The sequence below is a fragment of the Streptomyces sp. NPDC020801 genome (genome assembly GCF_044334385.1).
Taxonomy (GTDB): Bacteria; Actinomycetota; Actinomycetes; order Streptomycetales; family Streptomycetaceae; genus Streptomyces.
This window is the reverse complement of sequence record NZ_JBIRST010000020.1, coordinates 141,669-167,218: the sequence shown is the minus strand read 5'-3', so window position 1 is coordinate 167,218 and position 25,550 is coordinate 141,669. Positions and strand designations below refer to the sequence as shown.

Sequence of the window (25,550 nt, the reverse complement as noted above, 5' to 3'; positions counted from 1 at the left end):
CAGGGAGCGGGCGCATGACGACGGACACGGAAGCAGAGGGTGCCGAGCGGACCGGCGGAATCGAGGTCAAGCCGGTCGCCGGGCACATCGGGGCCGAGATCACCGGGGTCGACCTGGCCGAGGATCTCGACGCGGCCGTGGCCGCGCGGATCCGTGCGGCGGTGCTGCGCTGGAAGGTGGTGTTCTTCCGCGGGCAGCGGCTGGACCACGCGCGGCACGTGGCGTTCGCCCGCCGCTTCGGTGAGCCGGTGGTGCTGCGGCGGCGGGGGAGCGCCTCGCCGCCGGACGTCCCCGAGATCGAGACGACCGCGGACCGGCTGGAGCTGGGCGGGCGGTTCGGGATGGACCACGAGGAATGGCTCCAGCGCCGCCGGCACACGCTGCTGCGCGGCTGGCACTGCGACCACGGCGCCCGCGTCGACCCGCCGGCCGCCACGATCCTGCGCGCCGAGACCGTCCCGCCGTACGGCGGCGACACCACCTGGTCCAACCTGGCCGCCGCCTACGCCGGACTGTCCGCCCCGGTACGCGCCTTCGTCGACGGGCTGCGCGCCGAGCACCGGCTCGGAGTCGGCTACCGGATGCGGCCCGGTGAGGACGCGTACGTCCGGCATCTGATGGAGCACCAGATCGCCAGCGTGCACCCGCTGGTGCGGGTGCACCCCGAGACGGGGGAGCGGGTGCTGTTCGTCAACGGCTACTACGTCGAGCAGCTCGAGGGCGTCTCCCGCGCGGAGAGCGCGGCGATCCTGCAGATGCTCCTCGACCAGGCGGTCCGGCCGGAGTACACGGTCCGGTTCCGCTGGGAGCCGGGCAGTGTGGCCTTCTGGGACAACCGGGCCACCATCCATCTGGCGCCCGGCGACAACGCCCACCTCGGCCACCCGCGGATCATGCACCGGGTGATGCTGTGCGGTGACGTGCCGGTCGGGGTGGACGGCAAGCCGTCCGAGCCCGTCACAGGCAGCGAGCCCGGCCGCTGGTGACGCGTGGCGCGTCCCGGGCCGGCGCCGGCCCGGCCACGACGAATCCCGGGCCGGCGCCGGGCCCGGTTTCGTCGCCGCGTGGGTGAGGATCTGTCCGGGTCCGGCGCGAACAGCAGGTGTGATCAGGCCAACGGGATGGTCACCTCGTCCTCGACGGGCGGGTCGATCTCCTGGGCGAGGTTTCCGGTCGCCGCGAAGCAGCGCAGCCGGATCGCCTCCGCGGAGACGTCCAGACGCAGGAACGACTTGAAGAACGGCGGGCTGTACGTGGCCGAGCCCGGGGAGAAGAGCCGGGTGTAGATCTTGCGCACAGGCAGACGGAACCGGGTCCGGCGCTCCGGGCGGCGGCCGGCCCCGAGCAGGCTCGCGACCAGACGGACCCGCCGGGTGACCCGCACGGGCGCGCCCTGGCTCCGGACGGGCGGGATCCCGAGCCGCTCGGCGACGACGGCCATCGCCTCGGCCTCGGTGAGGGTGAAGAAGCGGCGCAGCCGCAGCCGGCGGCCGTAGAGCCTGCTGTAGAAGGCGAGCGAGTCGCCGCGCAGCGGGTAGCAGCGGAAGTCCGCCTCCGCGACGTTCGCGACGGACACGCGCGGGATGGTGTGGGTGGCGTGCATGAACGCGCCGCCGCCACCGGAGACGACGTACTGGAGCGTGCGGCCGCCGACGTCCACCGGGTAGCGCTGGTAGTTGTGGATGTCGCCGCCTATCGCCGCCACGTAGTGGTGGGCCGGGTCGCGGACGATGGCGTCGACGGTGCCGCCGCCCTCGATGGCGCAGGGGTGGTGCTCGCCGTCGACGTACAGCGGCGAACCGGTGACGAGGATCTTCGGGCGGGGCCCTTGGGACACCTCCCGCAGCCAGGCGCCCTGTTCGGCGTCGATCGTGCCGAGCAGACCGGTGTCGATGCCGACGATCCGCACCGGCCCGGCGTCGATGGCCCAGTACGGTCCCGGCTGGACGGCCTGCTGCCCCGGCGCCGACCGCAACCTCCGTGCCTCGGCGAGGCGTTGCTCGTCGGCCGGGCGCGGGCGGTGCCACAGCAGCGCACGCCACCAGGCACGGCCGAGCAGGCGCGGCTTGGGCCCGGGCGCGAGCGGTGGGGCGTCGCCGCAGAAGACGCGCATGAAACCGCCGAGGTCCTCGTACCAGTCGTGGTTCCCCGGTATCGCGTACATGGGTGCCGGATAGTCCTGGTAAGGGCGGAAGAACTTGGTGCCGTAGTCGTCCGTGCTGCCGACCGGGTAGATCACGTCGCTGGCGATCACGGTGAACGCGGTGCCCTGACCGACTTTCAGGAAGCCGGGCACGACGGCGTACTGGGACGCGTCGCCCTCGCCGGTGTCGCCGATCACCATGAAGGAGAAGCGGTCCGGGTCCGCGCGCCGGATCACCTTGTCCGCCGGGGCGCCGGCGGCCGCCCGCTGTGCCACCCAGCGGCAGCGGGTGCGGCCCGTGGGATCCCCGAACCAGGACGCGGCCACGCCGTTGCGTGCGGCCCACAGGGTTCTGGGATCGAGCCAGGAGAGCTTCTGGACCCTGCCGGGCATCAACTGCCGGTAAGTGCCGGGTTCGCCGGCCGTCCAGCCGGCACCTTCGACGGTATCGCGTGAGGAGTCAGACACGCGGTGCACCGTAACAACGATCTCCTCGGGCGCACGAGCGGGGTCCGGCGACGTTCGCGCCGGACCCCGTCGCGGCCAACTCCGCCCTCAGGAAAGGGGATCGAGGGTGAGGTACGCCTGCTGCGGGTTGCCGTCGTGGACCAGGGACTCCTGGTTGCCCACGTCGTCGAACGCGAACGCGTACGCCTTTCCGTCGGCCATCTCGGCGTGGATGACACGGGCGTAGTGGTTGGTCACCGCTTCCCTGTAGAAGTCCGCCGTCGAGGTGTCCGGCTGGTTGGGGTCGACCAGGAGGGTGGAGCGGTTGAAGCCGGCGCACAGGGTGCGCGAGATGGGGCCGCGCACCGTGTCGTTGGGGGCGTCCAGGAGTTTGTGGCAGCCGAAGACGCTGTCGGCGTCCGGCTTCTGGAAGCTGGTGACGACGGTGCCGGAGCCGTTGGTGAAGTTCATGACGTTGCCCGAGACCCGGCCGTAGTACCTGGTGCCCGGCTGGTCCCCGAAGGGGGTGACGGTGAGGGTCGTGGTGGCGTACTTCTGCCAGACCCGGTTGATGTAGTCGTCCATCACACCGCTCGGCAGGGCGCCGGTCTCCAGGCCGTGCCCGGGTGAGAGCGCTCGCAGCGCGGTGCCGTCGGACCGCGTCTGGATCAGGCCGCCCCAGCCTCCGGGCTGGGCGCGCAGGGCGTTGAACACGGCGGTGTAGCCACCCGGCTTGAGGTGGCCGGTGCCGACGGTGCTTTGGTCGGCTCGCTGCACGCCCACCGCGTACGGCGCGGAGAACATGTCCACCTGGGTGCTGTTGAGCCACAGTCCGGCGTCGTTCAGCGTGTACTCGGACCAGTTGAAGAGGATGTCACGGTTGGGGTCGCTCGGATTCTGCACGGCGGGCTGGACCAGCCCGCCCGTGGTCAGCTTGAAGACGAGCTTGCGCCCGTACGAGAAGTAGACCCGGCCGGAGAACCTGGGGAGCCGGATGGTCGTCGACTGCCCGGCGGCCGGTCCAGGGATCGAGGCGTCGGGTGCGGGTGCCGGTGGGTTCCCGCCGGCCGGCCAGGGGTGGAAGGCGCCGCCCGCGTCCGCCCAGCCCTGCTGACCGGTCGTCAGGGACGTCCCGAGGTCGTAGATGTACAGCGGCTCGCCGCGGCCGGAGTTGTTGGTGATCTTCAGCGGGATGGTGGCGGGCACCGCCGCGCCGGCCGGGGCCGGCGCGGCGAGTCCGAGCAGCGCGCCGGCGAGGGCCGTGGCCCCCGTCGCCGCCAGGAACCTGAGTCTGCGCAACACGCTCCACCTCCGTGGGGGTTGGGGCACGGAGTTGGTCCGTACCTGAAGTGAGAGCGCTCTCAGAGTCACGCTGGGGCGCGTGCATGTCAATGAGAACGGCCGATGTACGGCGCGGGGAGGCAGAGGCACCGGTCTGCGGGGGACTGGCCTGTGGGCAGCCGGCGTTCGGGGTGCGGGTGTTCGGGTGCGGGTGCGGGTGCGGCCCCCAGGGCGCGGGCGCCTGGGCGGCGGTCTGCCCGGTCCGCCGCCTCGGACCTCGGTCTCAGAAGGTGCGCCGCAGCAGATCGAGCAGGGCCGCCCAGTGCCGCTCGTCGGCCTCGCGGTCGTAGGCGTCGGTGTCGGCCTGCGTGAAGCCGTGCCGCGCGCCCGCGTAGACCTCGCAGCGATGGCGGACACCCGCCGCGGTGAGTGTGTCCTCCAGCCGCTTGATCTGCTCCGGCGGCAAGGAGGGATCGTCGTCCGCGTGCCCGAAGTACAGCTCGGCGCTGATGTGTTCGGCGACCAGGTGGGGGCTGTCCGGGGCGTCTGTGGCCAGCCGGCCACCGTGGAACCCGGCAGCCGCCGCGACCCGGTCGGGGTAGGCGCCCGCGGTCAGCAGGGACAGGCGCGCGCCCATGCAGTAGCCGGTCACGGCGACCGGACCGGCGGCGACCAGGGGATGGCCGGCGAGCCGGCGCAGGTACGCGCCCGCGTCACGCCTGGCCACTTCGGGCGTCAGCGAGTGGATGAGCGGGCCGACCCGGTCGAAGATCTCCGGTCGCGCGGACAGGTCGATGAACTCCGGCAGCTCCACGACGGGCGCGCGCCCGTGCCGGTAGAAGACGTTCGGCACCAGTACCGTGTGACCGGCCGCGGCGATCCGGTCGGCCATCGCCCTCAGGTGGGGCCGCAGTCCTAAGGCGTCCTGGTAGAGCAGTACGGCCGGACGGGGACGCCCGTCGCCGGGGTGGGCCAGATAGGCGTCGGCGGTGCCGTCCTCGGTCGGGATGTCAACGGCCTGTCCCTGTACGGCGGTCATGGCGGGTCGGCTGCCTCTCTGCTCGGTCGCCGGCGAGGGCCTCACCGGCCGTGAGGGTTTACCCCCGCCTTCGAACGGAGTCTGGAATCCGGGGGAGGGCGGATCATGGTCATGGTCGCACGCACGGCCCGTGAACCACAGCAGCCGCCGCCCGTCCCCGGCCTCTCACTCGAACCGCGAGGTGTCGCCCGCCCCACGGCGCACGATCTCGGCCTCCCCGCCGGAGAAGTCGATGACCGTGGTCGGCTCGGTGCCGCAGTCGCCCGAGTCGACCACCGCGTCCACCACATGGTCGAGCCGGTCCTTGATCTCCCAGCCCTGCGTCAGGGGCTCCTCCTCGTCCGGCAGCAGCAGCGTGCTGGACAGCAGCGGCTCACCGAGCTCCGCGAGCAGGGCCTGGGTGACCACGTGGTCGGGGATGCGTACCCCCACGGTCTTCTTCTTCGGGTGCTGCAGCATGCGCGGCACCTCCCTCGTGGCCGGCAGGATGAAGGTGTAACTGCCGGGCGTGGACGCCTTGATGGCGCGGAACACGTCGTTGTCGATCCGCACGAACTGGCCGAGCTGCGCGAAGTCCTGGCACACCAGGGTGAAGTGGTGCCGGTCGTCCAGGTGGCGGATCGCCCGGATCCGCTCCACGCCGTCCCGGCTGCCGAGCTTGCAGCCGAGGGCGTAGCAGGAGTCGGTCGGATACGCGATCAGCGCCCCCTCGCGCACGCTGTCGGCGACCTGACGGATGGCGCGCGGCTGGGGGTTGTCGGGGTGCACGTCGAAGTACTTCGCCATTCACCGAGCTTATGCCGTACGGCACCGGTCGCCGCGCAGGCGGGTCCCGGGCGGCTCGCAGGGCCGTGCCCCGAGCCGCTCGCCGGGCCGCCCGGCGTCCCGATCCACGCCCACCGGCCTCCTGGTCCACGCCCACCCGGGCGATACGGATTTCAACATGACGGGCGTATTCGGCGCATCCGGGGGAACCAGAGCTGCGTACCGCTCCGGGACTGTCCCCCCGGTCCCGGGCGCTCGGCTTCGCCGGCTGCTCACCATCCCCCCCCGTGAGACGCCGGCGAAGCCACCTCTCTGCCCGCTCACGGTGCCGTGACACCCCCTGGTAACGTCCCCGACCGGAAAACGCCGAGGTCAGTGCGAGGGACGAGAAAGAGGGCCGACATGGCCGGCCGAGAGGACGGGGCAACCGGGGCGCGGGGCCGTGAGGGCTGGGAGAGCCATCGGGCGACATGGGCGGAGGAGCTCCTCGACCAGCTGCGGCCGGCCGGGCGTGACGTACGCAAGGTCGTGGACTGGCTCGCCGAGGCCGTGCACGGGACGGCCTGTCTCCTGGACGGCGCCGGCACCCTCCTCGCCGGGCGGCCGGTGTTGCTGGACGACGACCTGGTGGCGGACGTCCTCGCCGGCCGGTTCGCCTCCGCGGCGCTCCAGGACCGGGGGCGTCATCTGCGACTGGTGCGGGTGGGCGGTCCGCACCCGCCCGCGGCCGGTGTGCTGGCCGTCTCCCGCGCCACCCCCTTTGGCCGGCAGACCTCCGGCATGGTCGCCCGCACCGCCGCGGTGGTGGAACTGCTGCTGCGGGCACACGAGACGGCCGCTGCAGGACACCGGCTCGAACAGGCGACGTCCGCCCTGCGGCTGGCCATCCTGCAACTGCTCATGGTGGAGGACATCGTCGCGGCCCGCCGGGTGGCCGCGGGCCTGTGGCCCGGCCTGCTCGACACGGACACCGCCTGCGTCTACGTCATGGAGGTCCACCGCGACGAACGCGACCGGCTGGCCGCCGACTGTCTGGAGGCCACCGCCGGGCAGGCCCTCGTCGTCCGGTGCCCGGCCATCGACGAGCACGTGATCGTGGTCGCCCCCGTCGACACGATCGGTGAGAAGCTGCGCTCCCTGGCCGACGCGGGCCCGCGCACCTTCCTCGGCGGCAGCACCCGGCACAGCCTGGCCGGTACGGCCGCGGCGTACGGCCAGGCCGTCAGCGCCCTCGCGGTCGCCCGGTTCCGCCCGGGCGGAACCGCCGTGTACGCCGAGCGCACCCGTCCCGAGCGCCTGATGCAGCCCGAGGCGCTGGACGCCTGGTCGGCCCGGCTGCTGCGGCCGCTGGACGTCCTGCCCCACCACACCCGCGCCGAACTGCTCGCCACCACCCGGCTGGGCCTGGAGTGCACCGCCGTGAGCGCGGCGAAGGTGCTCGGTGTGAGCCGCAACACGGTACGCGCCCGAATGGAGCGGGTGGAGGGGCTGCTCGGTGCGGACTTCTCCCGCCTCACGGTCCGGGCCGCCGTCCATCTCGCCCTGAACTCCGAGGCGGCCCTCGGGCACGACCCGGGCGCCGACCCGGCACCGCGCACCGGCACCGTACGCTTCGCCGACCTGCTGACCGGACCGGCGCTGCGCACGTGGGCACATGAGCTCCTCGGGCGGCTGACGGCGGACGCGCGCGACCTGCGCGGCACCCTGCGCACCTGGATCGCCGCCGGGGGCAACGCCGAACGCGCCGCACTCCTGCTCGGCGTCCACGCGCAGACCGTCCGGGAGCACGTCCGCGGCGCGGAGCCCGTCCTGGAGCGCCAGCTCCTCGCCGCCGGCAGCGACCTGTGCGAGGTCGTCCTGGCGCACCTGGTGGTGGGTGACCTCGTGCCACCCGCCCTCGGCAGGTGAATCCCTGCGGGGGTGCATTCCGGCAGGAGCGAATTCAGTCGGGGGCGAATTCAGTCGGGAGTGAATCTCGCCGGGGATGAATGGGGGCGTTCCGGACTCACTTGTGCACGGGTGAGCCATCCGGCCGACCGAAAGGGCAGCGCCGCGGTACCCAACGGCTCCGGGTGCCACGTAGGTTCGATCCGCCGCGGGGGCGGTTCGCGTCCCGCGCGCGGGGAGGCGGGACCGGAACGGGGGACCGGTCCGGCCTCCGCCCGGCGCGGCCGTGCGCGCACCGCCGGAGGTGTCTGCCAGGTCTGTCCGGGTCGTACCATTCCTGCCGCACCATTCCTGGCGCAGCACTCCTGTCCGGCGGGCACGCGTCGCAGTGGTCCCGGAACCTCCGGCCCCGGCCGGCCGGTGGCGTGGCGCGCTCCGGGGCGTGGCGCCCGGCGCGGTGATCCGGGGGACGGTGGGCGGCGGCGACCCGCAGGGCACCTGCACCGGCGCCCGCACCAGGCGCCTCACACGCCCAGCCTTACCGGCACCTCCTGCCAGCCGAAGGCGATGAAGGAGGGGACCTGGCGCAGTTCGCCCGGGTCGACCGCCAGGCGCAGGTCCGGGAAACGGCCGAAGAGGGCGGGCAGTGCGGTCAGGGCCTCCAGGCGGGCGAGGGGCGCGCCGATGCACCGGTGCACACCGATGCCGAAGGCGAGGTGGTCGTCGGCCCCGCGCGTGGCGTCGAAGACGTCGGCGTCGTCGCCGTAGTGCGCCGGGTCCAGCCCCGCGGCTGCGTACGTCGTGACGATTGCGTCCCCGGCCGGGATGGTGACCCCGCCGACGGTCAGCTCCTCCACCGCGAACCGCAGCGGCAGCGAGGCGATGGACGGATGCACGCGGAGCGTCTCGTCCACGACACCGCCCCAGCCGGTCGTTCCGCTCTCGCCGCCGCCCCTGCCCGCTCCGCTCGTTCCGCCACACACCGCCGCCTGCCGCCCCGGGTGCGTCAGCAGGGCGACGACCGCGTTCCCTATGAGATTGACGGTGGTCTCGAAGCCGGCGCCGATCACCAGCAGCAGCGTGTGGAGCAGCTCTTCGTCGCCGAGCCGGTCGCCGTCCTCGTCCCGTACCCGGATCAGCTCCGTGGTCATGTCGTCGCCGGGCCGGTCCCGCTTGTGGGCGACCAGCGAGCCGAGCACGGTGGCGATCTGCCGCTGCACGAACTCCGCGTGCTCAGGGCCCGGGTCGGAGGTGTCCATGATGGCCGCGATCAGGTGCGCGGTGTCCTCACGCAGTTCCCGCGGCACACCGAACAGTTCGCAGATCATGCGCATCGGCAGCGGATACGCGAACTCCTGCCGCACGTCCACCACCTGCCCGCCGGCCCCCGCGGCCGCCAGCGCGTCCAGCAGCTCCGCGGTGATGGCCTCCACGCGCGGCCGCATCGCCTCGGTGCGCCGGCTCGTGAAACTGGGCGCGACGAGCTTGCGCAGCCGCGCGTGGTCGGGGCCGTAGGTGGAAAGCATGTTCACGACGCCCACCCAGCCGAGGATCCAGCCCCACGAGGGGTGCTCGCCGACCTCGGACCACAGCCGCCAGTGCGTGCGCGCGTCCTTGCTGACCCGCGGGTTCAGGATCAGTTCCCTGAGAGTGTCGTAGCCGGTGGGCGCCCAGGCGGGGATACCGCCGGGCAGCTCCACGGGCACGACCGGTCCGAGGGCGCGCAGCCGGGCGCGCTCGGCGCGGATGTCGGCGCCGAACGGGTCGAGGGCGATACGGCCGGACACAGTCACGAGCACAGTAGACACCGTCATCGACCGCTCTCGCTCGGCGGAAGTGAACTTCCCCGCGAAACTGGCCGGTTACCGTTCCTCTCCGCCCCGGGTGCCCGAAATGCCTTGACCCTAAGCTGAGTTGGGCCGAGAAGGTCACTCTCCGCCCGGACGTGCCAGTACGGCGAGCGCGCCGTTGGCCTGACGCAGTGCCTGTTCCAGCGTGGCGGGGCGGTGCAGCGAGCCGGACCCGTCCGGCGGGACCAGCCACTCCATGAAGGGGGCGGGCCGGTACGGCGGCGGCACCGCGACCCACGACCCCTTGCCGGCATGGCGCACCCCCGCGCCGATCCACCGCTCCTCCGGATCCGGTGGCAGGAAGAAGCCGACCCGGCCGGCTGCCGTGTCGACCAGCGTCGGCCCGGGGACGGGCAGAGTGGGCTGCCACAGCATGTCCAGGGTCAGCAGGCCCAGTCGGTCGGGGACGCTGAGCATGTTCCAGAAGCGGCCGGCCTCCAGCAGTGCGATGCCGCTGCCCTGGTCCCACGCCCGCTTGCACGCTCGCGGGTCCGGCGCGGCGGCGGCCAGCCACTCCACGCCGTGCGCCCACATCGCACTGGTCATGTTCCGCTCCCAAGCTCGTCCGTCGGCCCGTCGGCCCGTCGGCCCGTCGGCCCGTCGGCCCGTCGGCCCGTCGGCAGGGGGGAGGGGGAGGGGCAGCCGGGTGTGGACCGTCGGCTGCGCGCCGACCCGGCACACGCATGCTCGTAGATATTTCTATGCGGCGGAAGGGGTGGCGCGACCTGGCGATTCGGTCCCGGGTGTTCGGGCTCCGGTGCCCCGTTCGACAGCGCGCGGGCGGCTTGGCGGCGCCGGCATCCGTGACGGCGTCGGCGGGTGCGTCCTGGTCCCTGCTGTGACACTCGAATCAGTTGTTATGACACTCGAATCTGAAGCAGAATCTTGTCATAGTCGCGATTTCGCTCGTACGATCCAGGAATTCCTCCGACTCCGACCCACCGGGACACCCCATGGACCGCACTCGTCTGCACCACCTGCTCGCCCGTGAGAGCGCAGAGGCCGAGCGGCGCAACCCGCGTTCCAAGGCCGCCTACGACCGCGCCGAGCACCTCTTCGGACGGGTGCCGATGACCTGGATGAACAAGACCGCCGGCGCGTTCCCCCGCTATCTCGGCTCCGCCCGGGGCGCCCGGATCACCGACGTCGACGGACACGAGTACATCGACTTCTGCCTGGGGGACACGGGCGCCATGGCGGGCCACTCGCCGGCGGTGGTGGCCGAGGCGGTGCGACGCCGGTACACCGAGCTCGGGGGAGCGACGGCGATGCTGCCCACGGAGGACGCCGAGTGGGTCGGCGCGGAGCTCACCCGGCGCTTCGGGCTCGCTCGCTGGAGCTTCTCGCTCACCGCCACCGACGCCAACCGCTGGGCGATCCGGCTCGCCCGCGCGGTCACCGGCCGCCCCAAGATCCTGGTGAACAGCTACTGCTACCACGGCAGCGTCGACGAGTCGCTCATCGTCGTCGGCCCGGACGGCCGGGGCACCGCCCGCGAGGGCAACGTGGGAGCGCCCTGCGACGTCACCCTGACCAGCCGGGTCGCGGAGTTCAACGACCTGGCTCAACTGGAGCGCGAACTCGCCCACGGCGACGTCGCCGCCGTCCTGATGGAACCGGCGCTCACCAACATCGGCATCGTGCTGCCCGAGCCCGGCTACCTGGCCGGCGTACGTGACCTGACCCGGCGCCACGGCACGCTGCTCATCAACGACGAGACGCACACCTTCTCCGCCGGCCCCGGCGGCTGCACCGCGGCCTGGGACCTGGAGCCCGACCTGCTGACCATCGGCAAGGCGATCGGCGGCGGCATCCCGGCCGGCGCCTACGGACTGTCCGCAGGCCTCGCCGACCGGCTGCTCGGCCGCGCCGATCTCGACCTGGTGGACATGGGCGGCGTCGGCGGCACCCTCGCGGGCAACGCGCTCTCGGTCGCCGCGATGCGGGCGACGCTGGAGCACGTGCTCACCGACGGCGCCTTCGCCCGAATGGCGAAGCTGTCCGGGCGTTTCGAGGCCGGGGTGCGGGCGGCCATCGAGGCCCACACGCTGCCGTGGTCGGTCAGCCGCCTCGGCGCCCGCACCGAGTACCGCTTCGCCGACCCCGCGCCGCGCAACGGCACGGAGTCGGCGGCCGCCGCGGACGCCGTGCTGGAGGACTTCCTCCACCTCTACCTGGCCAACCGGGGCATCCTGCTCACCCCGTTCCACAACATGGCCCTGATGTGCCCCGACACGACCGAGTCCGACGTCGACACGCACACCGGGGTCTTCGCCGCCGCCCTGAGTGAACTGGCCGGCTGACCCTCACCACTACGCTGGGAAGATCCTGCCGGAGAGGAAGAGCGGAGCACGTGGACGAGATCGACCGGGCCATCCTGCGCGAGCTGCAGACCGACGGACGTATCGCGTACGCCGACCTCGGCCCCAAGGTCGGCCTGTCCGCCTCGGCGGCCCGCCAGCGGCTGCAACGCCTGCTGGACTCCAAGGCGGTCCAGGTGGTCGGCGTGACCGACCCGATGGCCATGGGCGGGCAGGCCATGGCGCTGCTCGGCATCGGCGTGGACGGCGACCCGCGGGCCGTCGCCGACGAACTGGCCGGGCGCGCCGAAGTGGTCTACTCGGTCCTGACCTCCGGTGGGTTCGACCTGTTCGCCGAGGTGGTCACCCCCGGGCCCAGGGACCTGCTGGACTTCGTCAACGACGTGGTCCGTCCGATCGAGGGCGTTCGGCAGGTCCAGTCGTTCCCGTACTTCGGCATCCACACCCACCGGTTCCTGTGGGACGTGGGCTGACGCCGGCCGGGCCCGGTCAGGGACCGTCCGGTGGGCAGGACGTGAGGACGAGCATCGTCACGTCGTCGCGGACGGTCCCGCAGTACGCCAGGAGATCGGCCAGGACATGGTCCGCCAGGACGGCCGGGTCCAGATCGGTGAGCCTGGGCAGCCGGTCGAGCAGGGGATAGAACGTGCCGTGGGCGTCACGCGCCTCGGTGACGCCGTCGGAGGCCAGGAACAGCACGTCCCCGGGCCGCAGCAGCACGGTGTGCCCGTCCGGCCGCGGGATGCCGTCGGAGAGGCCGAGGCCCAGGGGGGTCCAGGGCGCGACCTCGACCTCCGTGGCCTTGCCGTCCCGGAGCAGGACCGGGGGCGGATGGCCGCAGGCCACCACCCGCACCGACCGCCCGTCCCCGGAGAACTCCAGCACCGCCGCGGTGGCGAACAGCTCCGCGTGCCGCACCTCCTGCGCGTCCACCACCAGCCGGCGGTCCAGGGCGGCCGCGACCGAAGCGACGTCCGGGCGGTCGAGCACCGCCTCACGGAAGCTGCCCAGCAGCGAGGCGACGGTGGACACCGCCGCCAGGCCGTGGCCCTGTACGTCCCCCATGACCGCCCGTACGCCGTGGGGCCCCTGGCGCACGTCGAAGAAGTCGCCGCCGACCAGCGTCCCGCGCTGCGCGGCCCGGTACAGACCCGCGCAGCGCACCGGGCCGACCCGCTCGGGCAGCGGCGGGACGACGGCGCGCTGTGCGGCCTCGGCGACCGTGCGCTCCAGGTTCAGCTGCGCGTCACGGCGGCTGCGCACATAGGACAGGAAGACGCTCAGCACGGCGACGAAGCAGATGGTCCCCAGGTCGGTGTCGCCGGGGCGGTTGAGCTGGAAGACCGGCACGCTCAGCACGGTGACCACCACGACCCCGAGCAGGGCGGTCGCGATCGGCCCGTACGACAGCACTGCCAGCGGCGGGATGGCGCCCAGCAGGAAGCCGATGTCGAGCGGGTTCGGACTCAGCAGCGTGGCCACGCACACGGCGACGACCAGCGCGGGCGGCAGCACCCGCACCCAGCGGGGCGGTGGGGCGCCGCGCAGCCAGCCCCGCCGGTCCGGGTCCCGGCGCGGCACCGGGACAGGCAGCTTCACCACACCACCACGCTGCTACGCCGGACCCCGTCCCGCACGCCGAGGCCGCCGGCCGGACCCGTGGCTGGAACGGCGTGAGGGTCAGCCGGGTCCCTGATGGGTGGGTTTGGTGCCCGGGCGTGCGTATCGATCCGGTCCGAGGGCCACTTGAGCGCGGGAGCCTGGAGACGGCAGCTCCGAAGGCCGGACGTCACGTACCAGGTTTGCCGTCGTCCGTTGTGTGCATCCGATAAAGACACTTGCTTCCGATGCACTTGGAGGAGACGACGTGGGAATCATCGCCTGGATTCTGATCGGTCTGCTGGCCGGCGCCATCGCCAAACTGCTTCTTCCGGGCAAGGACCCGGGCGGCATCATCATCACCATGCTGATCGGCATCGCCGGTGGGCTTCTCGGCGGCTGGCTGGGGAAGGTCATCTTCGGGGTCGACTCGATCGACGGCTTCTTCGACCTGTCGACCTGGATCGCCGCGATCGTCGGCTCGCTGATCCTGCTGGTGCTGTACCGGGTCGTCACGGGCAACCGCCGTTCCCACCGGCACGCATAATGACATGGTCATGTCTGGCGTCCGTGTGCGACGCCGGGTGGCCGACCCCGAGTGGCCGGGCTGCGTCCCTCAGCCCGGCCATGCGCGTGCCGCTCAGCCGGCGTCGTGCGCCAGCAGGGTCTCGGCCGCCGCGAGTATCTCGGTGACCCGTAGGCCGAACGCGGCGTCGCACGGGTGCGGGCGCCCGGTGCGCGCGGCGGTGAGCAGCGCGTCCGCGGCACGGCGGAGGGCGGGGACCGCGCCCTCGGAACTCTCCGGAAGGAGGGTCACCCCGGACTCGCCCCGCAGTTCCACTGCGGCCCCCGCGGCGGCAGCCGGAGCGGTGAGGCTCAGGGTCAGGGTGCTGGATGCGCCGCCGACGTGGTCGAGGACCACATGGACGGTGTCCCCGGGGCCGTGGGCGGCGGCCGTCACGCGCCGCACGTCCCCCAGGACCGGCAGCAGCACCGACAGCGCGTGCGGACCGACGTCCCACAGCGCGCCCTTCTCCCGGCGCCACGGCGAGGCCGCGAACGGACTGTCTCCGGTGAACACCGCGCCGAGCCACTGCGCCCGAGCGGTGAACCAGTCCTCCCGGCCCGCCTGTTCGGCGATCCAGGCCTCCGGCCCGGGCTGGAAGCGGGTGGTGAAGAAGACCACCGAGGCGACACCGGCCTCCCGGACGGCCTCGGCCACGGCGCGGCCCTCGGCCACGGTGGTGGCGAGGGGCTTGTCGAGCAGCAGGTGACACCGGGCCCGCGCGGCGCGGACCGCCAGATCCGCCTGGACCTGCGGCGGGAGGGCGACGGCGACCGCATCCACGTCGGCCAGCAGGGTGTCGACGTCGTCGTGGGCGCGGACGCCGTGGCATTCGGCCAGTTCCTTGGCGGCGGCCGTACGGCGCCCCCACACGCCGGCGAAGTCCAGCTCGCCGTGCCCGCTCAGGGCGGGAGCGTGGACCATTCGAGCCCAGGGGCCGGTGCCGAGCAGTCCGATGCGCATACCGCTGCCTCTCCGCTGTGCCGATCAGGTCGAGGGCCGCGTCCCGCGGCCGATCGCGGCCGAGCGTGCCACAGAAACCGGGTGGGATGAGCGGCTTGCGGCGAAAACCGGGCAGGGTGGGCAGGTCCGCGGACGAAGGGCGTCGCCGGGGCCGGGCGACGCCGCACACCGCGCGTCGCGGGCGACGCGGGTCAGGCGGCCCGGCGCCGCTCCTGCGAGGAGCCTTCGACCGAGGAGCCTTCGACCTGGCCGGACTCGAACGGACCCGCATCGGCCCCGGCGTTCCGGCGGCTGCCCGGGATCAGCCGCAGATGCCTGCGGTGCCCGGCGTGCCGGCCCCGCACCCGAGCCGGATCGGACACACGGTCCTCCAGCCGGTCCATCACCAGCAGCAGGACGGACATGAGTGGCAGCAACAGAACAGCGACAAGGACCACCGGGCCTCCTCGGCCGACACGAGGTCCGAGTGCTCAGAACCGCGGGGTCGAAGAGTTCCCGTTAGTGAAGAAATCGTGACGATCGGGCAGGTCGGCGAGCCGGCCGGCCGCTGTCGTCCGTTTGTGGACCGGTTTGGGCAAACGCGGGCTCCGCAGGCTGTACTCTCAGTGAAACCGGCCCGGTTGGCGCGGTGGAGTCGGCGATTCTGGGGGAACGATGCCTGCGGAGAACCAGCTGTCCACGAAGATCGACGAGAACGTGCCGACCGCCGCGCGCATGTACGACCACTACCTGGGCGGCAAGGACAACTACGCGGCGGACCGCGCCGCGTGCGAGGAACTCGACAAGGTCGTCCCGAGCACCCGCCGGCTCGCCCTGAACAACCGGCGCTTCCTCCAGCGCGCCGTCCGGACGATCGCCGAGGACTACGGGATCCGGCAGTTCCTCGACCACGGCTCCGGCCTGCCCACCCAGGACAACGTCCACCAGGTCGCCCAGCGCATCGACCCCAAGACGCACGTGGTCTACGTGGACAACGACCCGATGGTCCTGGTCCACGGCCGGGCCCTGCTGCAGCAGGACGAGCGCACCGCCGTCATCCACGCCGACATGCGGCGGACCGACGAGATCTTCGCGCACCCGGAGACCCGGCGGCTGATCGACTTCTCGCAGCCGGTCGCCGTGCTGTTCAACTCGGTCTTCCACTGCATCCCGGACAGTGAAACGGACGGACCGCTCGCGGTGGCCAACCGCGTACGCGCCCGGCTCGCGCCCGGCAGCATCATGCTGATGTGCCAACTGGTCAGCGACGACCCGGGGATCCGCGCTTTCGTCACCAACTTCATGGACCAGGCCACGCAGGGTCACTGGGGCCGGGTGCGTGAGGAGAAGGACGTCGCCGAGTGGTTCGAGGGGCTGGAGATACTCGAACCCGGCCTGGTGGAGGTGTCCACCTGGCGACCGGACACCGAGGTGGCGCCCCGTCAGCTCACCCACGAGTGGGTCGAGTTCGGCGGCGTGGGCCTGGTCCGCTAGCGCGGCCGGAGGCGGATGATGCCCTTTTCGGAACCGCCGACGGTGGTTCCGGGGAAGGGGATCATCGACTCAGGGCGCCGAGTAGCGGGCTTCCATGGTCTTGCGCAGCAGCGCCAGGGACTCCTGCGGGGTCAGCGCCTCGTCGGCCAGTCGGTCCAGGGCGATCCGGTACTCCTCGGTCTCGTCGCGGTCCTCGAGGAAGTTGGCGCTCCTGATGTGCTCGAGGTAGACGACGTCGGGCAGATCGAGCCCACCGAAGCGGAGATACGTGATCGGGATGGCGGGCGCGGACGCGTTGGTCACGTCCAGCGGGATGATCTGCACGGTCACGTTGGGACGCTCGCTCATGTCGACGAGGTGGGCGAGCTGCTCCCGCATGACCTCGCGGCTGCCGAGCACCCGGAGCAGTACCGACTCGTCGATGACCGCCCACAGCTGCGGGGCGTCCTGGCGCAGCAGCAACTGGGCGCGTCGCATGCGCAGTTCCACGCGCCGCTGCACCTCGGTCGCGGAGGCGGTGGGCAGGCCGCGCTCCACCACGGCCCTGGTGTACGCCGCGGTCTGCAGAAGACCGGGGACGTACTGGATCTCGAAGGTGCGGATCGCGGCGGCCGCCTCCTGCAGCCCGACCAGGCGGTCGAACCACTCGGGCATCAACCGCTTGTCGTAGCGCTGCCACCAGCCGGGCTCGCCCGCGCGCCGCAGCAGCCTGAGCAGGACCGACGACTCGTACTCGTCCGTTCCGTACAGCCGCAGCAGGGCGAGGACGTCGCCCTCGGCCGGAGGGCGACGTCCCTTGCCCGACTCGATGCGCGAGAGCTTGGCGGCGCTGAACCCGAGTTCGCGTGCCGCCTGTTCCTGGGACATGCGGGCGTCCTCGCGGAAGCCCGTCAGCTGGACGCCGACCAGCAGCTTCAGCAGAGTCGGTGCCGGCTCCGGCCGGTCCAGGTAGGGTTCGAGGCGGGAGATGCGATGCGACTCGGCGGACATCCTGACTCCCAGTAGACCGGCAGACTTGAGGGTTACACTATCGCACCGCTCGGCTGCGGAGCGCATCCGCCCGGACAAGTGGGCAAGTTGGCTTCCGCTTCACAGCAGATGGTCGAACTCGCCGTCCTTGGCGCCCGCCAGGAACGCGGCGACCTCCGCCGGGGTGTAGACCAGGGCCGGGCCGTCGGGATCACGGGAGTTGCGCATCGCGATGACTCCGTCGACCAGGGCGGCGACCTCGACGCAGTTGCCCTCGGCGTTGCTGTGCCGGCTCTTGATCCAGCGGGCGCCCAACGAGCTCGCCCGCACTCCGTTCCGCACTTGTGGCACCGCAGTCTCCTTGCTGTTCACGTTCCGTCGTGCGCTGTGCGCGGCCTTCCGGGCCGGCCGACCGCGTCCCGTCGACTCTCCCACTTCCACGCACTTTCACGAGAAATTTCTCGTGCAATTGCACGCGGACGCTGTCAGCGTGGATACTAGCGGGGGCGTCAACCCTTCGGTGGGCGCTACTCGGTGACGTTGCATCAGGGAGATGCCGTGCCCCCACTTGCGAGCCCTGAGTTCGGATCGTCCAGCGCAGCCGCCACGGTGGCACCGTGGGTGGACGAGGCCGTCGTCGCCGACGGGTTGATGCCAGGAGCCCGGGCCGTCGGCGCCGCGTCCTTCCGGGAGCCGGACGTGGTCACCGGCGCACTCGCGGCCGCCGCGCTGCGAATCGACTGCGGCCGGGAGGGCTTCGCCCGGGCCAGGGAGTTCACGCGCCGGACACTGCGCGGCTGGTCGCTCGACCACTGCGGTGACGACGCCGCCCTCGTCGTCACCGAGCTCGCCGCCAACGCCGCGACGCACGCGGTGCCGTTCGCCCCGGTGGGCGACGCGGACGTATGGCTCGGGCTCGTCCTCGACACCACCCATCTGGTGCTCACCGTCTCCGATCCCTGTGACAGCCGGCCCGTTCCGGCGCCCGCCACCGGCCCCGGTCTGCCGGAACACGGCCGGGGCCTGTGCATCGTCGACGCCCTGGCGGAGCAGTGGGGCTGGGCCCCGAGACCTCCGGCCGGCAAGACGGTCTGGGCGAAGCTCCCGACCCGTCCGCCCCGCTGAACCGCACTCCCCCCATACGACCACCGCGGAAAGGCCCTATGCCATGCGCACCGCACCGACGGAGCAGCCGAGCACACAGCGCACCGACCGCGTGACTCCATCGACCGGCGTGGCCACGACCACGCCCCTGTCGGCACTGGGACAGGTGCCCTGGAGCGACATCAGGGACTCCACCGGCTCGGCCGCCGCGATTCCCCGGCTGCTCGGCAGGGTGGCCTCGGGTGACGCCGACACCGCCCGGACCGCGCTGGACGACCTGCGCCGGCGCATCTGCCAGTACGGCTTCGTCGTGGAGCAGGCGACCGCCGCCACGGTCCCGTTCCTGTGGGAACTCGTTCAGCTGCCGTACGTGACCTGCCGGCCGCAGATCATCCAGTTGCTCAAGAACATCGCCGACGCCCGGCAGTGGGAGAGCGTCGCCGCCGTCTACCCCAAGCTCCTCAACCACCGCGAGAACCCGGTGGTGTGGGAGCGGCGGGCGCGGCAGGCCGTCCGCGCCCGGCCGGGGGCGCTGCGGACGCTGCTGGCGGACCGGGACGGCGAGATCGCCCGGGCCACGACGGAGCTCGCCGACGCCCTCGGCGTGTGAACCCGCCGGGCCGACGGCCTCGGCCCGGGGTCCGTCCGGTCGGCTCGGTCTGCTCGGGTCCGTCTGCCCGGGTCTGTCCGCTCGGGTCCGCCCGCTCGTCGCGCCGCGGCGACCATCGCGCCCTCGTGGGCGCCTTCGGGTGCCGTCAGGCACATCGTGCCCGAACCCCGGCGCCGGCTTCATCCGTACCACCCCGGGCCGGCCGCCGCTCGACCGAGTCGGCATGCCCCCCCCGGGGACCGGAGGCAGTTGTGACGGGCCCGGTGCGGCCGTGCGCGGTGCGTCCGGATCCGGCCGTCCGGATCCGGCCGTCCGGATCCGCTCCGCCCACGGGAAGTTCGCCGCCGTACCGCCCCCGCGGCCGTAGGGTGTCCGCCCGCGGCTGCTCGGGGCGCTTCGTTCTCCTGTGCGCATCCTGCGTGCCGCTCACCCAATCTTGGCCGAAGAACCCCAAAGCACCTATATTGCGGGATACCTCTGCCGGGTCGTGCGGCGCCCTGTCGCCGCGGACGGGAGCTGCCCGGACATGCGGGCCGAGTTTTGCGGAGGACCCGGTGAGCGTTACCCAACGGAGCGAGTACGGCGGGTGGCTGGGCCGTACGGCGATCCACCAGCCCGCACCGGCCGGGACCCGGCCATGAACTGGCGTGAGCGCGGGGCATGCCGTTCCGAGGACCCGGAGCTGTTCTTCCCGCTCGGGGAGGGCGGCCTGTCGTTGCGGCAGATAGCACGGGCCCGCGCGGTGTGCCACCGGTGCCCCGTGCTGCGCGAGTGCCGGGCCTTCGCCCTGCGCAACAGCGAGTACGACGGTGTCTGGGGCGGTATGACCGCGGGGGAGCGCCGCGCCGCGGCGCGCAGGAGATCCGAGGACCGCGGTCGGTGAGAGCCGACGGGCCCCTGGTGCCGGTCAGTGGCTGATCGGACCGTAAATCGACTGAATTTCGTCAATCGTGTGCCGCGAGGCGCCCGGCATGCATGGCACGGCGTGCCTGGGGCATACGGAGCAAAAATCGAGAGAGGGGCGCTCCGTGCTGGTTCCGGACCCGAAGGTCGTCAGGACGTTGCTGACTCGGTACGCATCGCTGAAGATCGCTCAGGCGGAGAGGGAGAGGGCCGAGGCGGCTCGGGAACTGGAGGACGTCAGTTACACCTTGTGCGTCATGATGGGGACCACCAGCATCCACGACGCGATCGCCCGGGCGGACGCCCTGCTGCTCGCCCCCGGACGCACGGCGGACGTCGCGCCGGACACCGACGGGGACAACGGCCTGTCGCTGGCCGTCTGAATCCTCACGGCCGGGTGGGGAGCTTCCGTGGCACGGCGTGCCGAAGCGGCGGACCGCAATAGGTCACGATTCGGCCACGAGCTTCTCCGCCCGGCCTGGACATCAAGGAGTCATGGTGCGCCCGCCGTTGACGCCCTCCGCCGCCCGCGCAGCGGCGGGCCGGGCCAGCCACTCGGCGATGGTGCGGGCGATCGGCTGGCCGGTCTCGACCTCGATGAACCCGAACTGGCCCGACTGGTTGCACTCCAGGAACCACCAGGTCCCGTCCGCGTCCTCGGCGAAGTCGAAGGCCCCGTAGGCCAGTTCGGCCTCCCTCAGATAGGTGCGCACGGCCGTGGCGACGCGCGGCGGGACCTCGGCCGGCTGCCAGGGCGCGGCGGACGAGGCGAAACGGACGTCCACCTCGTCGGGATCGGCGTCCGCCTCGGTCGCCTTGCGGGCGGCCAGCAGCGTGTCACCGACGACTGTCAGCCGGACGTCGGCGCGCTTGGCGACGCGCCGTTGCAGCAGGGTGGGGCCGTAGGCGACCGCGGCGAAGTCCGTGTCCGGCGCGACGCGGCTGGTCGGCACGGTCCTCGGCGGTTCCTGCGGATGCGCTCCGGAGACCGGCTTGACCACCAGGTCGGGAAACCGCTCGGCGAACTCCCGGGCGGCCTGCGGAAAGGTCGTGATCAAGGTGGCGGGTACCGGGAGGCCGCTGCGCTGGGCGAGCCGCAGCTGCCAGGGCTTGTGCCGGGCGCGCTGCGCCGCGTCCGGATGGTTCATCCAGCGTGCCCCGGAACCCCGCAGCATGCCGTAGAGGGCCTGCGCGGCCTCCTCGGTCAGCCACGGCGAGGGCTGGGCCGCCCGGGCCGCCGGAACTCCGGGCCTGCGCACCCAGACCGAGCGCAGGCCGCTCACGCTCACCAGCCGTCCCCCGGAGGACAGATGGCCGCGGAAGGAGCCGTGCACGTACTCGCCCGAGAGCGCCACGCCCGCGGTCAGGTCGGCAGGGTCGAGCCGGACCACCGGCACCGAGGAGGCGTTCAGGTGCACCACCACCATGTCCGCCGTCACGTCCTCCTCGCCGGTGAGGATCAGTACGGTCATCGTCGCCGGCCGTGTTCAGTCGTCGAAGTGCGTCTTGGAGCCCGCGGTGGAGGTGGTGGTGCCCAGTTCCCGCAGCAGCGCCCGGTCGGACGCGGCGATCCGTCCGTCGTGGAGCACGTTCAACTGAAGTCCGGAGTCGTAGGCGTACGGAGATCCGGCCTGTCCTTCCACGGCCGGACGTGCGTAATTGAGCGCGAACGGTTGCATCGTCTCTCCCCATTCGGTGCAGCCGCGATCAAGCGGTGGTCATCCTTGCGGTGTCGCTTGGCCCGCTGACTTTTTTCGGGTTCCCGAGACTTATACGAATCGAACGGGTGATTGGTTTCCTTACGGAGCGTAGTCATTGACGTCCGAGTGGCCGAGATGCCTGGAACGTCCCAATCGGTGCACCGGCAGGGGCAGCCGGTCGCCGGCGGCAGTGTGCAGCGTGCGCAGCGCCAGAAGCAGGACGCCGATGTCGTCGAGGTACACCGGGTCGGGCAACAGGTCCACCGGCAGGACGAAGTAGAGGACGGCGCCCCAGAAGACCCAGCGCGGCCCCGTCGGAAGCCCGGCGCGGCGCAGGTCCCGCCGGGCCCGTACCAGCCGCACGAGCAGACCGGCGGCCACGGTCAGCACCACGGCCGCGGCGACCGCGGCGACGAGGAGCACCTTCGCGGTGGAGTCCACTGTTCGCGCCCTTCTCTTGCTGCTGCGCCACGGCGCCCGGCCCCTGTCGGATTCCCCGTCACCCCGCTGCCTCACCTGAGTGGCGAGGCGTTCGCGGGAACCTTAGTAATGGTCAGGGTAAAAGGCGTGTCGCGCTTCGGGGGCGCAGGAGCGGCCGCACCCCTGCCATGGAGCCCAGATGACCACCCGCTCTTCACCACCCCAGTCGAACCAGTCCGTGATCGCCTTCACCGAGGAGCTCCACTGGGCGGAGCCGCCCGGAGGGCTCGTGGGCGGGGGTGAGGCCGGGCGCCCGGACGGCGATCCGGTGAGCCGTCTGGTGCGGGCCGCCGTCGGCGACCGCCCCCTGGAGGAGGTGGTCCGCCTCGTCACCCTCCTGGAGGCCTCGCCCGAGTACCCGGGCGCCGCCGGCCACGTCCTGCGCGCGGTGGCGCTGGAGCGCCCCGTGGAGGACGTCGCCCGCCTGGTCGCCGAACTGACCAGGCCGCCGCGCGCGGCCGACAGCGCCGACGACGCGATCCGCGCCGCGGTCGCGGGCCGCTGCGTGGCGGACGTGACCCGGCTGGTGGAACTGCTGCACCGGGCGCCGCAACTGCCGCACTGCGGCCGGGAGGCCGTCAAGGCCGCCGCCACGGGACGGCCCGTCGAGGAACTCGTGGAGCTGATAGGGCGGCTGGCCCGGGAACGGGACGACGGACGGCACGTCGTCGAGGCCGACGGCAGGGCGCATGCCCCGGCGGCCCCGGAAACCCCGGAGGTTCCAGTGGCCGCGGCCCGGGACGTGGCGGCCGGCCGCTCCGGCCTCTGCCTCGAGGGCCACTTTGAGGGCCACTTCGATCCGGTCCCCGCCGCCCCGCGCCGCAAGCGGCTGCGGAGGCCGGTGTTCTGGCCCAGCTGGCTCGCCGCGGCGGCGCTGGTGGTGTGCGGCGCGGCCTATTTCCCGCTGCGGCGGGAGGGCGCCTCGATCCCCGTCTACGGGGTCACCCTCGCCGTGTCGGGGCTGTGCGGCGTACTGGCCCTCGCCCTGGTGCTGCGCGCCGGAGTGGCCCTACTGGTCGCGGGAGCGGTGGTGCCGGCCGTGCTGGCGGGCGTCGGCTACTTCGAAGGCCGGTTCGCCTCGGCGGAGTTGTCCCGGAACCTGGCGATCACGGTGGCCCCGCCCTGGAGCGCCGGGCTGACCGCGGTGTGCGCCTCCCTGGCATCGCTGGCCGCGCTTTCCCTGCTGCTGATGGTGCAGGTCGCCGAAAGACACCCGGCACCACGGCCCACGCCCACGGACTGAGCCCGGCCGTTCACGCCGGGCAAGCCGTCAGCCCGCCCACCCCGTCAGGATCTTGTCCGGTGTCAGCGGCAGTTCGCGCAAGCGGACCCCGGTGGCGTGGTGGACGGCGTTGCCGATGGCGGCCGCGATGCCGACGATGCCGATCTCGCCGATCCCCTTGCTCCCCATCGGGTTGAGACGGGTGTCGGACTCGTCGATCCAGTGCGCCTCGATCGCGGGCACGTCGGCGTGGGCCGGCACGTGGTACGACGCCAGGTCCGACTCCGTGAAGTCGCCGAACGCGGCGTCCATCGTGCTGTTCTCGGTCAGCGCCATACCCAGCCCCATCGTCATGCCGCCGACGAACTGGGAGCGGGCGGTACGGGCGTTGAGGATCCGGCCCGCGGCGTAGACACCGAGCAGCCGGCGCACCCGGACCTCGCCACTGACCGTGTCGACGGCGACCTCCGCGAAGTGCGCCCCGAAGGCGTGGCGTGCGTAGGAACTCTCCGCGTCGGCCTGACCCGCGGTGTCCGCGCGGGCGCTGAGCCCCTTACCGGGCGGTGGCCCGGCGTGGTCGGCGAGCCGCGCCGCCAGCCGGGCGCACGCCTCGTGCACGGACCACCCCCAGGAGCCGGTCCCGGACGACCCGCCGGCCAGCGGAGCCGCCGGCAGATCGCTGCAGCCCACCTCGGTCCGGACCCGGTCGAGCGGCACGCCGAGGGCGTCCGCCGCCACCTGGGCGAGCACGGTACGGGCCCCGGTGCCGATGTCGGTGGCGTTGACGCGCACCACGAACGTGCCGTCGGGCAGTGCCTGTGCCTCGGCGGTGGACGGCCACAGCAACACCGGGTAGGTGGCCGCGGCCACGCCGGTGCCCACCAGCAGGGGGCCCTCCGCCCGGGACCTGGGCCGAAGGTCGCGCCGCGACCAGTCGAACCGGGCCGCGCCCTCCCGCAGGCACTCGATGAGGTGCCGGCTGCTGAACGGCTTGCCGCTGTCGGGTTCGGTCTCCGGCTCGTTGACGACACGCAGCTCCACGGGGTCCATGCCGAGCTCGGTGGCGAGTTCGTCCATGGCGGACTCCAGCGCGTACATGCCGGGCGCCTCACCGGGTGCGCGCATCCAGGAGGGAGTGGGCACGTCGAGCCGCACCACACGGTGGGAGGTACGGCTGTGCGGCGCGGCGTACATGACGCGCGCGGGAACCGCGGCCTGCTCCACGAACTCCTTGACGCGCGAGGTGTGCGTGGTGACCTCGTGGGTGAGGGAGGTCAGGCGGCCGTCGGCCCCGGCGCCCAGCCGGATCCGGTGCAGGGTGGGGGCGCGGTGGCCCACGACGGCGGGCAGGAAGCGGCGGGGCAGGGCCACGGTCACCGGTCGGCCGGTCTGCCGTGCCGCCATCACGGCGAGCACCACGTCGGGGCGCGGTGTGCCCTTGGAGCCGAAGCCCCCGCCGACGTGGTCGGCCACGACGGTGATCCGGTCCGCGGGCAGTTCGAACAGCGCGGCGAGAGTGTCGCGCACGGCGGTACTGCCCTGGCTGGAGCTGTACACGGTCAGGCGGCCGCCGTCCCAGTGTGCCGTACTGGTGTGCGGTTCCATGGGGTGGTTGTGCAGCGGCGGCACCTGGTAGGCGACGTCGACACGGACGGCGGCGGAACCGAAGGCGCTCTCGGGGTGGCCGTGTTCGCGCAGGGCCGGGTAGCCGCCGTTGGCGCTTTCGGGCCGGTACGCCCCGGGGTGATCCGTCGTGAGGGTGACGTCGTGTTCCCGCGTCGCGTACTCCACGCGGACCGCCGCGGCTCCGGCGCGGGCCGCCTCCGGGGACTCGGCCACGACCAGGGCGACGAACCAGCCGCGGTGCGGAACTGCGGGGCCCTGCAGGACGGCCAGGGTGGGGTCCTCCGGCTCGGCGAGCCGGGGAGCGTTCTCATGGGTGAGCACGGCCAGGACGCCGGGAAGGTCCGACGCGGCCGCCGCGTCGATCGCGGTCACCCGGCCCCGGGCGACGGTGGCGGGCACGGGCCAGGCGTGGGCGCGGCCCGGCAGCGGGTGCTCGGCGGCGTAGCGGGCAGCGCCGGTGACCTTCTGGCGCCCCTCGCGGCGCGCGGCGGGGGCGCCCAGCGCGGTACCGGTGCGGGCCATGAGGATCTCCTCCTGTGACATACCGGTCGGGTCCTGGCGGGTCCTGGCGGGTCCTGGCGGGTCCTGGCGGGTCCTGGCGGG

At 72.7% G+C, this 25,550-nt stretch carries 26 protein-coding genes; 11 read left to right on the top strand and 15 right to left on the bottom strand.

Annotated elements, in window-relative coordinates:
* Positions 1-14: 14 nt before the first annotated feature.
* Positions 15-986, top strand: coding sequence for a TauD/TfdA dioxygenase family protein (locus tag ACH4UM_RS32595; RefSeq protein ID WP_398187252.1), 972 nt, complete (start codon positions 15-17; stop codon positions 984-986).
* A gap of 122 nt (positions 987-1,108) precedes the next feature.
* Here the strand turns inward: ACH4UM_RS32595 and ACH4UM_RS32590 are convergent, their stop codons facing one another.
* From ACH4UM_RS32590 to ACH4UM_RS32575, 4 genes are all read right to left on the bottom strand, one after another.
* Complete coding sequence (locus ACH4UM_RS32590) at positions 1,109-2,611, bottom strand: metallophosphoesterase family protein (RefSeq protein ID WP_398187250.1); 1,503 nt, start codon at positions 2,609-2,611, stop codon at positions 1,109-1,111.
* A gap of 87 nt (positions 2,612-2,698) precedes the next feature.
* Positions 2,699-3,892 (bottom strand): glycoside hydrolase family 64 protein, encoded by a 1,194-nt coding sequence (locus ACH4UM_RS32585; protein ID WP_398187248.1) that lies wholly within the window; start codon positions 3,890-3,892, stop codon positions 2,699-2,701.
* Between the two features lie 262 nt (positions 3,893-4,154).
* Positions 4,155-4,910 carry a dienelactone hydrolase family protein gene (locus tag ACH4UM_RS32580; RefSeq protein ID WP_398187245.1) on the bottom strand — a complete coding sequence of 252 codons (756 nt, stop codon included), beginning with the start codon at positions 4,908-4,910 and terminating at the stop codon, positions 4,155-4,157.
* 165 nt (positions 4,911-5,075) lie between these two features.
* Positions 5,076-5,696 (bottom strand): L-threonylcarbamoyladenylate synthase, encoded by a 621-nt coding sequence (locus ACH4UM_RS32575; RefSeq protein ID WP_398187242.1) that lies wholly within the window; start codon positions 5,694-5,696, stop codon positions 5,076-5,078.
* A gap of 381 nt (positions 5,697-6,077) precedes the next feature.
* Here ACH4UM_RS32575 and ACH4UM_RS32570 point away from each other — a divergent pair, with 381 nt between their 5' ends.
* A complete protein-coding gene (locus ACH4UM_RS32570) occupies positions 6,078-7,583 on the top strand; it encodes a helix-turn-helix domain-containing protein (protein ID WP_398187239.1) in 1,506 nt (501 codons plus the stop codon).
* 503 nt (positions 7,584-8,086) lie between these two features.
* Here ACH4UM_RS32570 and ACH4UM_RS32565 read toward each other — a convergent pair.
* Together ACH4UM_RS32565 and ACH4UM_RS32560 are read right to left on the bottom strand one after the other, a co-directional pair.
* Positions 8,087-9,355 (bottom strand): cytochrome P450, encoded by a 1,269-nt coding sequence (locus ACH4UM_RS32565; protein ID WP_398187236.1) that lies wholly within the window; start codon positions 9,353-9,355, stop codon positions 8,087-8,089.
* A gap of 135 nt (positions 9,356-9,490) precedes the next feature.
* Positions 9,491-9,958 (bottom strand): hypothetical protein, encoded by a 468-nt coding sequence (locus ACH4UM_RS32560; RefSeq protein ID WP_398187233.1) that lies wholly within the window; start codon positions 9,956-9,958, stop codon positions 9,491-9,493.
* A gap of 407 nt (positions 9,959-10,365) precedes the next feature.
* On the opposite strand from ACH4UM_RS32560, the gene ACH4UM_RS32555 reads away from it, so the two are divergent.
* Together ACH4UM_RS32555 and ACH4UM_RS32550 are read left to right on the top strand one after the other, a co-directional pair.
* Complete coding sequence (locus ACH4UM_RS32555) at positions 10,366-11,715, top strand: transaminase (protein WP_398187229.1); 1,350 nt, start codon at positions 10,366-10,368, stop codon at positions 11,713-11,715.
* Between the two features lie 50 nt (positions 11,716-11,765).
* The gene (locus tag ACH4UM_RS32550) at positions 11,766-12,206 is read left to right on the top strand and encodes an Lrp/AsnC family transcriptional regulator (protein ID WP_398187227.1); all 441 of its coding nucleotides are present in this window, start codon (positions 11,766-11,768) and stop codon (positions 12,204-12,206) included.
* Positions 12,207-12,222: 16 nt separating this feature from the next.
* On the opposite strand, the gene ACH4UM_RS32545 is transcribed toward ACH4UM_RS32550, so the two are convergent.
* A complete protein-coding gene (locus ACH4UM_RS32545; protein ID WP_398187224.1) occupies positions 12,223-13,335 on the bottom strand; it encodes a PP2C family protein-serine/threonine phosphatase in 1,113 nt (370 codons plus the stop codon).
* A 265-nt stretch (positions 13,336-13,600) separates the two neighbouring features.
* Between ACH4UM_RS32545 and ACH4UM_RS32540 the strand changes: the two genes are divergently transcribed.
* Positions 13,601-13,879, top strand: a complete 279-nt coding sequence (locus ACH4UM_RS32540; protein ID WP_398187222.1) for a GlsB/YeaQ/YmgE family stress response membrane protein — start codon at positions 13,601-13,603, stop codon at positions 13,877-13,879.
* A 93-nt stretch (positions 13,880-13,972) separates the two neighbouring features.
* Here ACH4UM_RS32540 and ACH4UM_RS32535 read toward each other — a convergent pair whose 3' ends face one another.
* Both ACH4UM_RS32535 and ACH4UM_RS32530 read right to left on the bottom strand, forming a co-directional pair.
* The gene (locus ACH4UM_RS32535; RefSeq protein WP_398187219.1) at positions 13,973-14,860 is read right to left on the bottom strand and encodes a Gfo/Idh/MocA family protein; all 888 of its coding nucleotides are present in this window, start codon (positions 14,858-14,860) and stop codon (positions 13,973-13,975) included.
* Positions 14,861-15,051: 191 nt separating this feature from the next.
* Positions 15,052-15,297, bottom strand: coding sequence for a hypothetical protein (locus ACH4UM_RS32530; RefSeq protein WP_398187217.1), 246 nt, complete (start codon positions 15,295-15,297; stop codon positions 15,052-15,054).
* A 217-nt stretch (positions 15,298-15,514) separates the two neighbouring features.
* Here ACH4UM_RS32530 and ACH4UM_RS32525 point away from each other — a divergent pair, with 217 nt between their 5' ends.
* Entirely contained in the window at positions 15,515-16,333 is an 819-nt protein-coding gene (locus tag ACH4UM_RS32525) for an SAM-dependent methyltransferase (RefSeq protein WP_398187214.1), read from the top strand.
* Positions 16,334-16,402: 69 nt separating this feature from the next.
* Here ACH4UM_RS32525 and ACH4UM_RS32520 read toward each other — a convergent pair whose 3' ends face one another.
* Positions 16,403-17,323: a helix-turn-helix domain-containing protein gene (locus ACH4UM_RS32520; protein WP_398187211.1), complete on the bottom strand. Its 921-nt coding sequence runs from the start codon at positions 17,321-17,323 to the stop codon at positions 16,403-16,405.
* Positions 17,324-17,422: 99 nt separating this feature from the next.
* Entirely contained in the window at positions 17,423-17,653 is a 231-nt protein-coding gene (locus ACH4UM_RS32515) for a DUF397 domain-containing protein (RefSeq protein ID WP_398187208.1), read from the bottom strand.
* 207 nt (positions 17,654-17,860) lie between these two features.
* Here ACH4UM_RS32515 and ACH4UM_RS32510 point away from each other — a divergent pair, with 207 nt between their 5' ends.
* The 4 genes from ACH4UM_RS32510 (at position 17,861) to ACH4UM_RS32495 (ending at position 20,302) form a co-directional block, all read left to right on the top strand.
* Positions 17,861-18,427: an ATP-binding protein gene (locus tag ACH4UM_RS32510; protein ID WP_398187205.1), complete on the top strand. Its 567-nt coding sequence runs from the start codon at positions 17,861-17,863 to the stop codon at positions 18,425-18,427.
* A gap of 43 nt (positions 18,428-18,470) precedes the next feature.
* Positions 18,471-19,016 (top strand): hypothetical protein, encoded by a 546-nt coding sequence (locus ACH4UM_RS32505; RefSeq protein WP_398187202.1) that lies wholly within the window; start codon positions 18,471-18,473, stop codon positions 19,014-19,016.
* A 637-nt stretch (positions 19,017-19,653) separates the two neighbouring features.
* The gene (locus tag ACH4UM_RS32500) at positions 19,654-19,899 is read left to right on the top strand and encodes a WhiB family transcriptional regulator (RefSeq protein ID WP_398187199.1); all 246 of its coding nucleotides are present in this window, start codon (positions 19,654-19,656) and stop codon (positions 19,897-19,899) included.
* Between the two features lie 145 nt (positions 19,900-20,044).
* Positions 20,045-20,302, top strand: a complete 258-nt coding sequence (locus ACH4UM_RS32495; RefSeq protein WP_398187197.1) for a DUF5133 domain-containing protein — start codon at positions 20,045-20,047, stop codon at positions 20,300-20,302.
* Positions 20,303-20,404: 102 nt separating this feature from the next.
* On the opposite strand, the gene tgmB is transcribed toward ACH4UM_RS32495, so the two are convergent.
* The 3 genes from tgmB to ACH4UM_RS32480 form a co-directional block, all read right to left on the bottom strand.
* Positions 20,405-21,391 carry an ATP-grasp ribosomal peptide maturase gene (gene tgmB / locus ACH4UM_RS32490; protein ID WP_398187195.1) on the bottom strand — a complete coding sequence of 329 codons (987 nt, stop codon included), beginning with the start codon at positions 21,389-21,391 and terminating at the stop codon, positions 20,405-20,407.
* A 15-nt stretch (positions 21,392-21,406) separates the two neighbouring features.
* Positions 21,407-21,598 carry a putative ATP-grasp-modified RiPP gene (gene tgmA, locus ACH4UM_RS32485; protein ID WP_398187193.1) on the bottom strand — a complete coding sequence of 64 codons (192 nt, stop codon included), beginning with the start codon at positions 21,596-21,598 and terminating at the stop codon, positions 21,407-21,409.
* 120 nt (positions 21,599-21,718) lie between these two features.
* On the bottom strand, positions 21,719-22,060 hold the full coding sequence (locus ACH4UM_RS32480; protein WP_398187190.1) for a YkvA family protein: 342 nt from the start codon (positions 22,058-22,060) through the stop codon (positions 21,719-21,721).
* Positions 22,061-22,238: 178 nt separating this feature from the next.
* Here ACH4UM_RS32480 and ACH4UM_RS32475 point away from each other — a divergent pair, with 178 nt between their 5' ends.
* Entirely contained in the window at positions 22,239-23,342 is a 1,104-nt protein-coding gene (locus ACH4UM_RS32475) for a hypothetical protein (RefSeq protein ID WP_398187188.1), read from the top strand.
* Positions 23,343-23,369: 27 nt separating this feature from the next.
* On the opposite strand, the gene ACH4UM_RS32470 is transcribed toward ACH4UM_RS32475, so the two are convergent.
* The gene (locus ACH4UM_RS32470; protein WP_398187185.1) at positions 23,370-25,469 is read right to left on the bottom strand and encodes a xanthine dehydrogenase family protein molybdopterin-binding subunit; all 2,100 of its coding nucleotides are present in this window, start codon (positions 25,467-25,469) and stop codon (positions 23,370-23,372) included.
* Positions 25,470-25,550 lie beyond the last annotated feature (81 nt).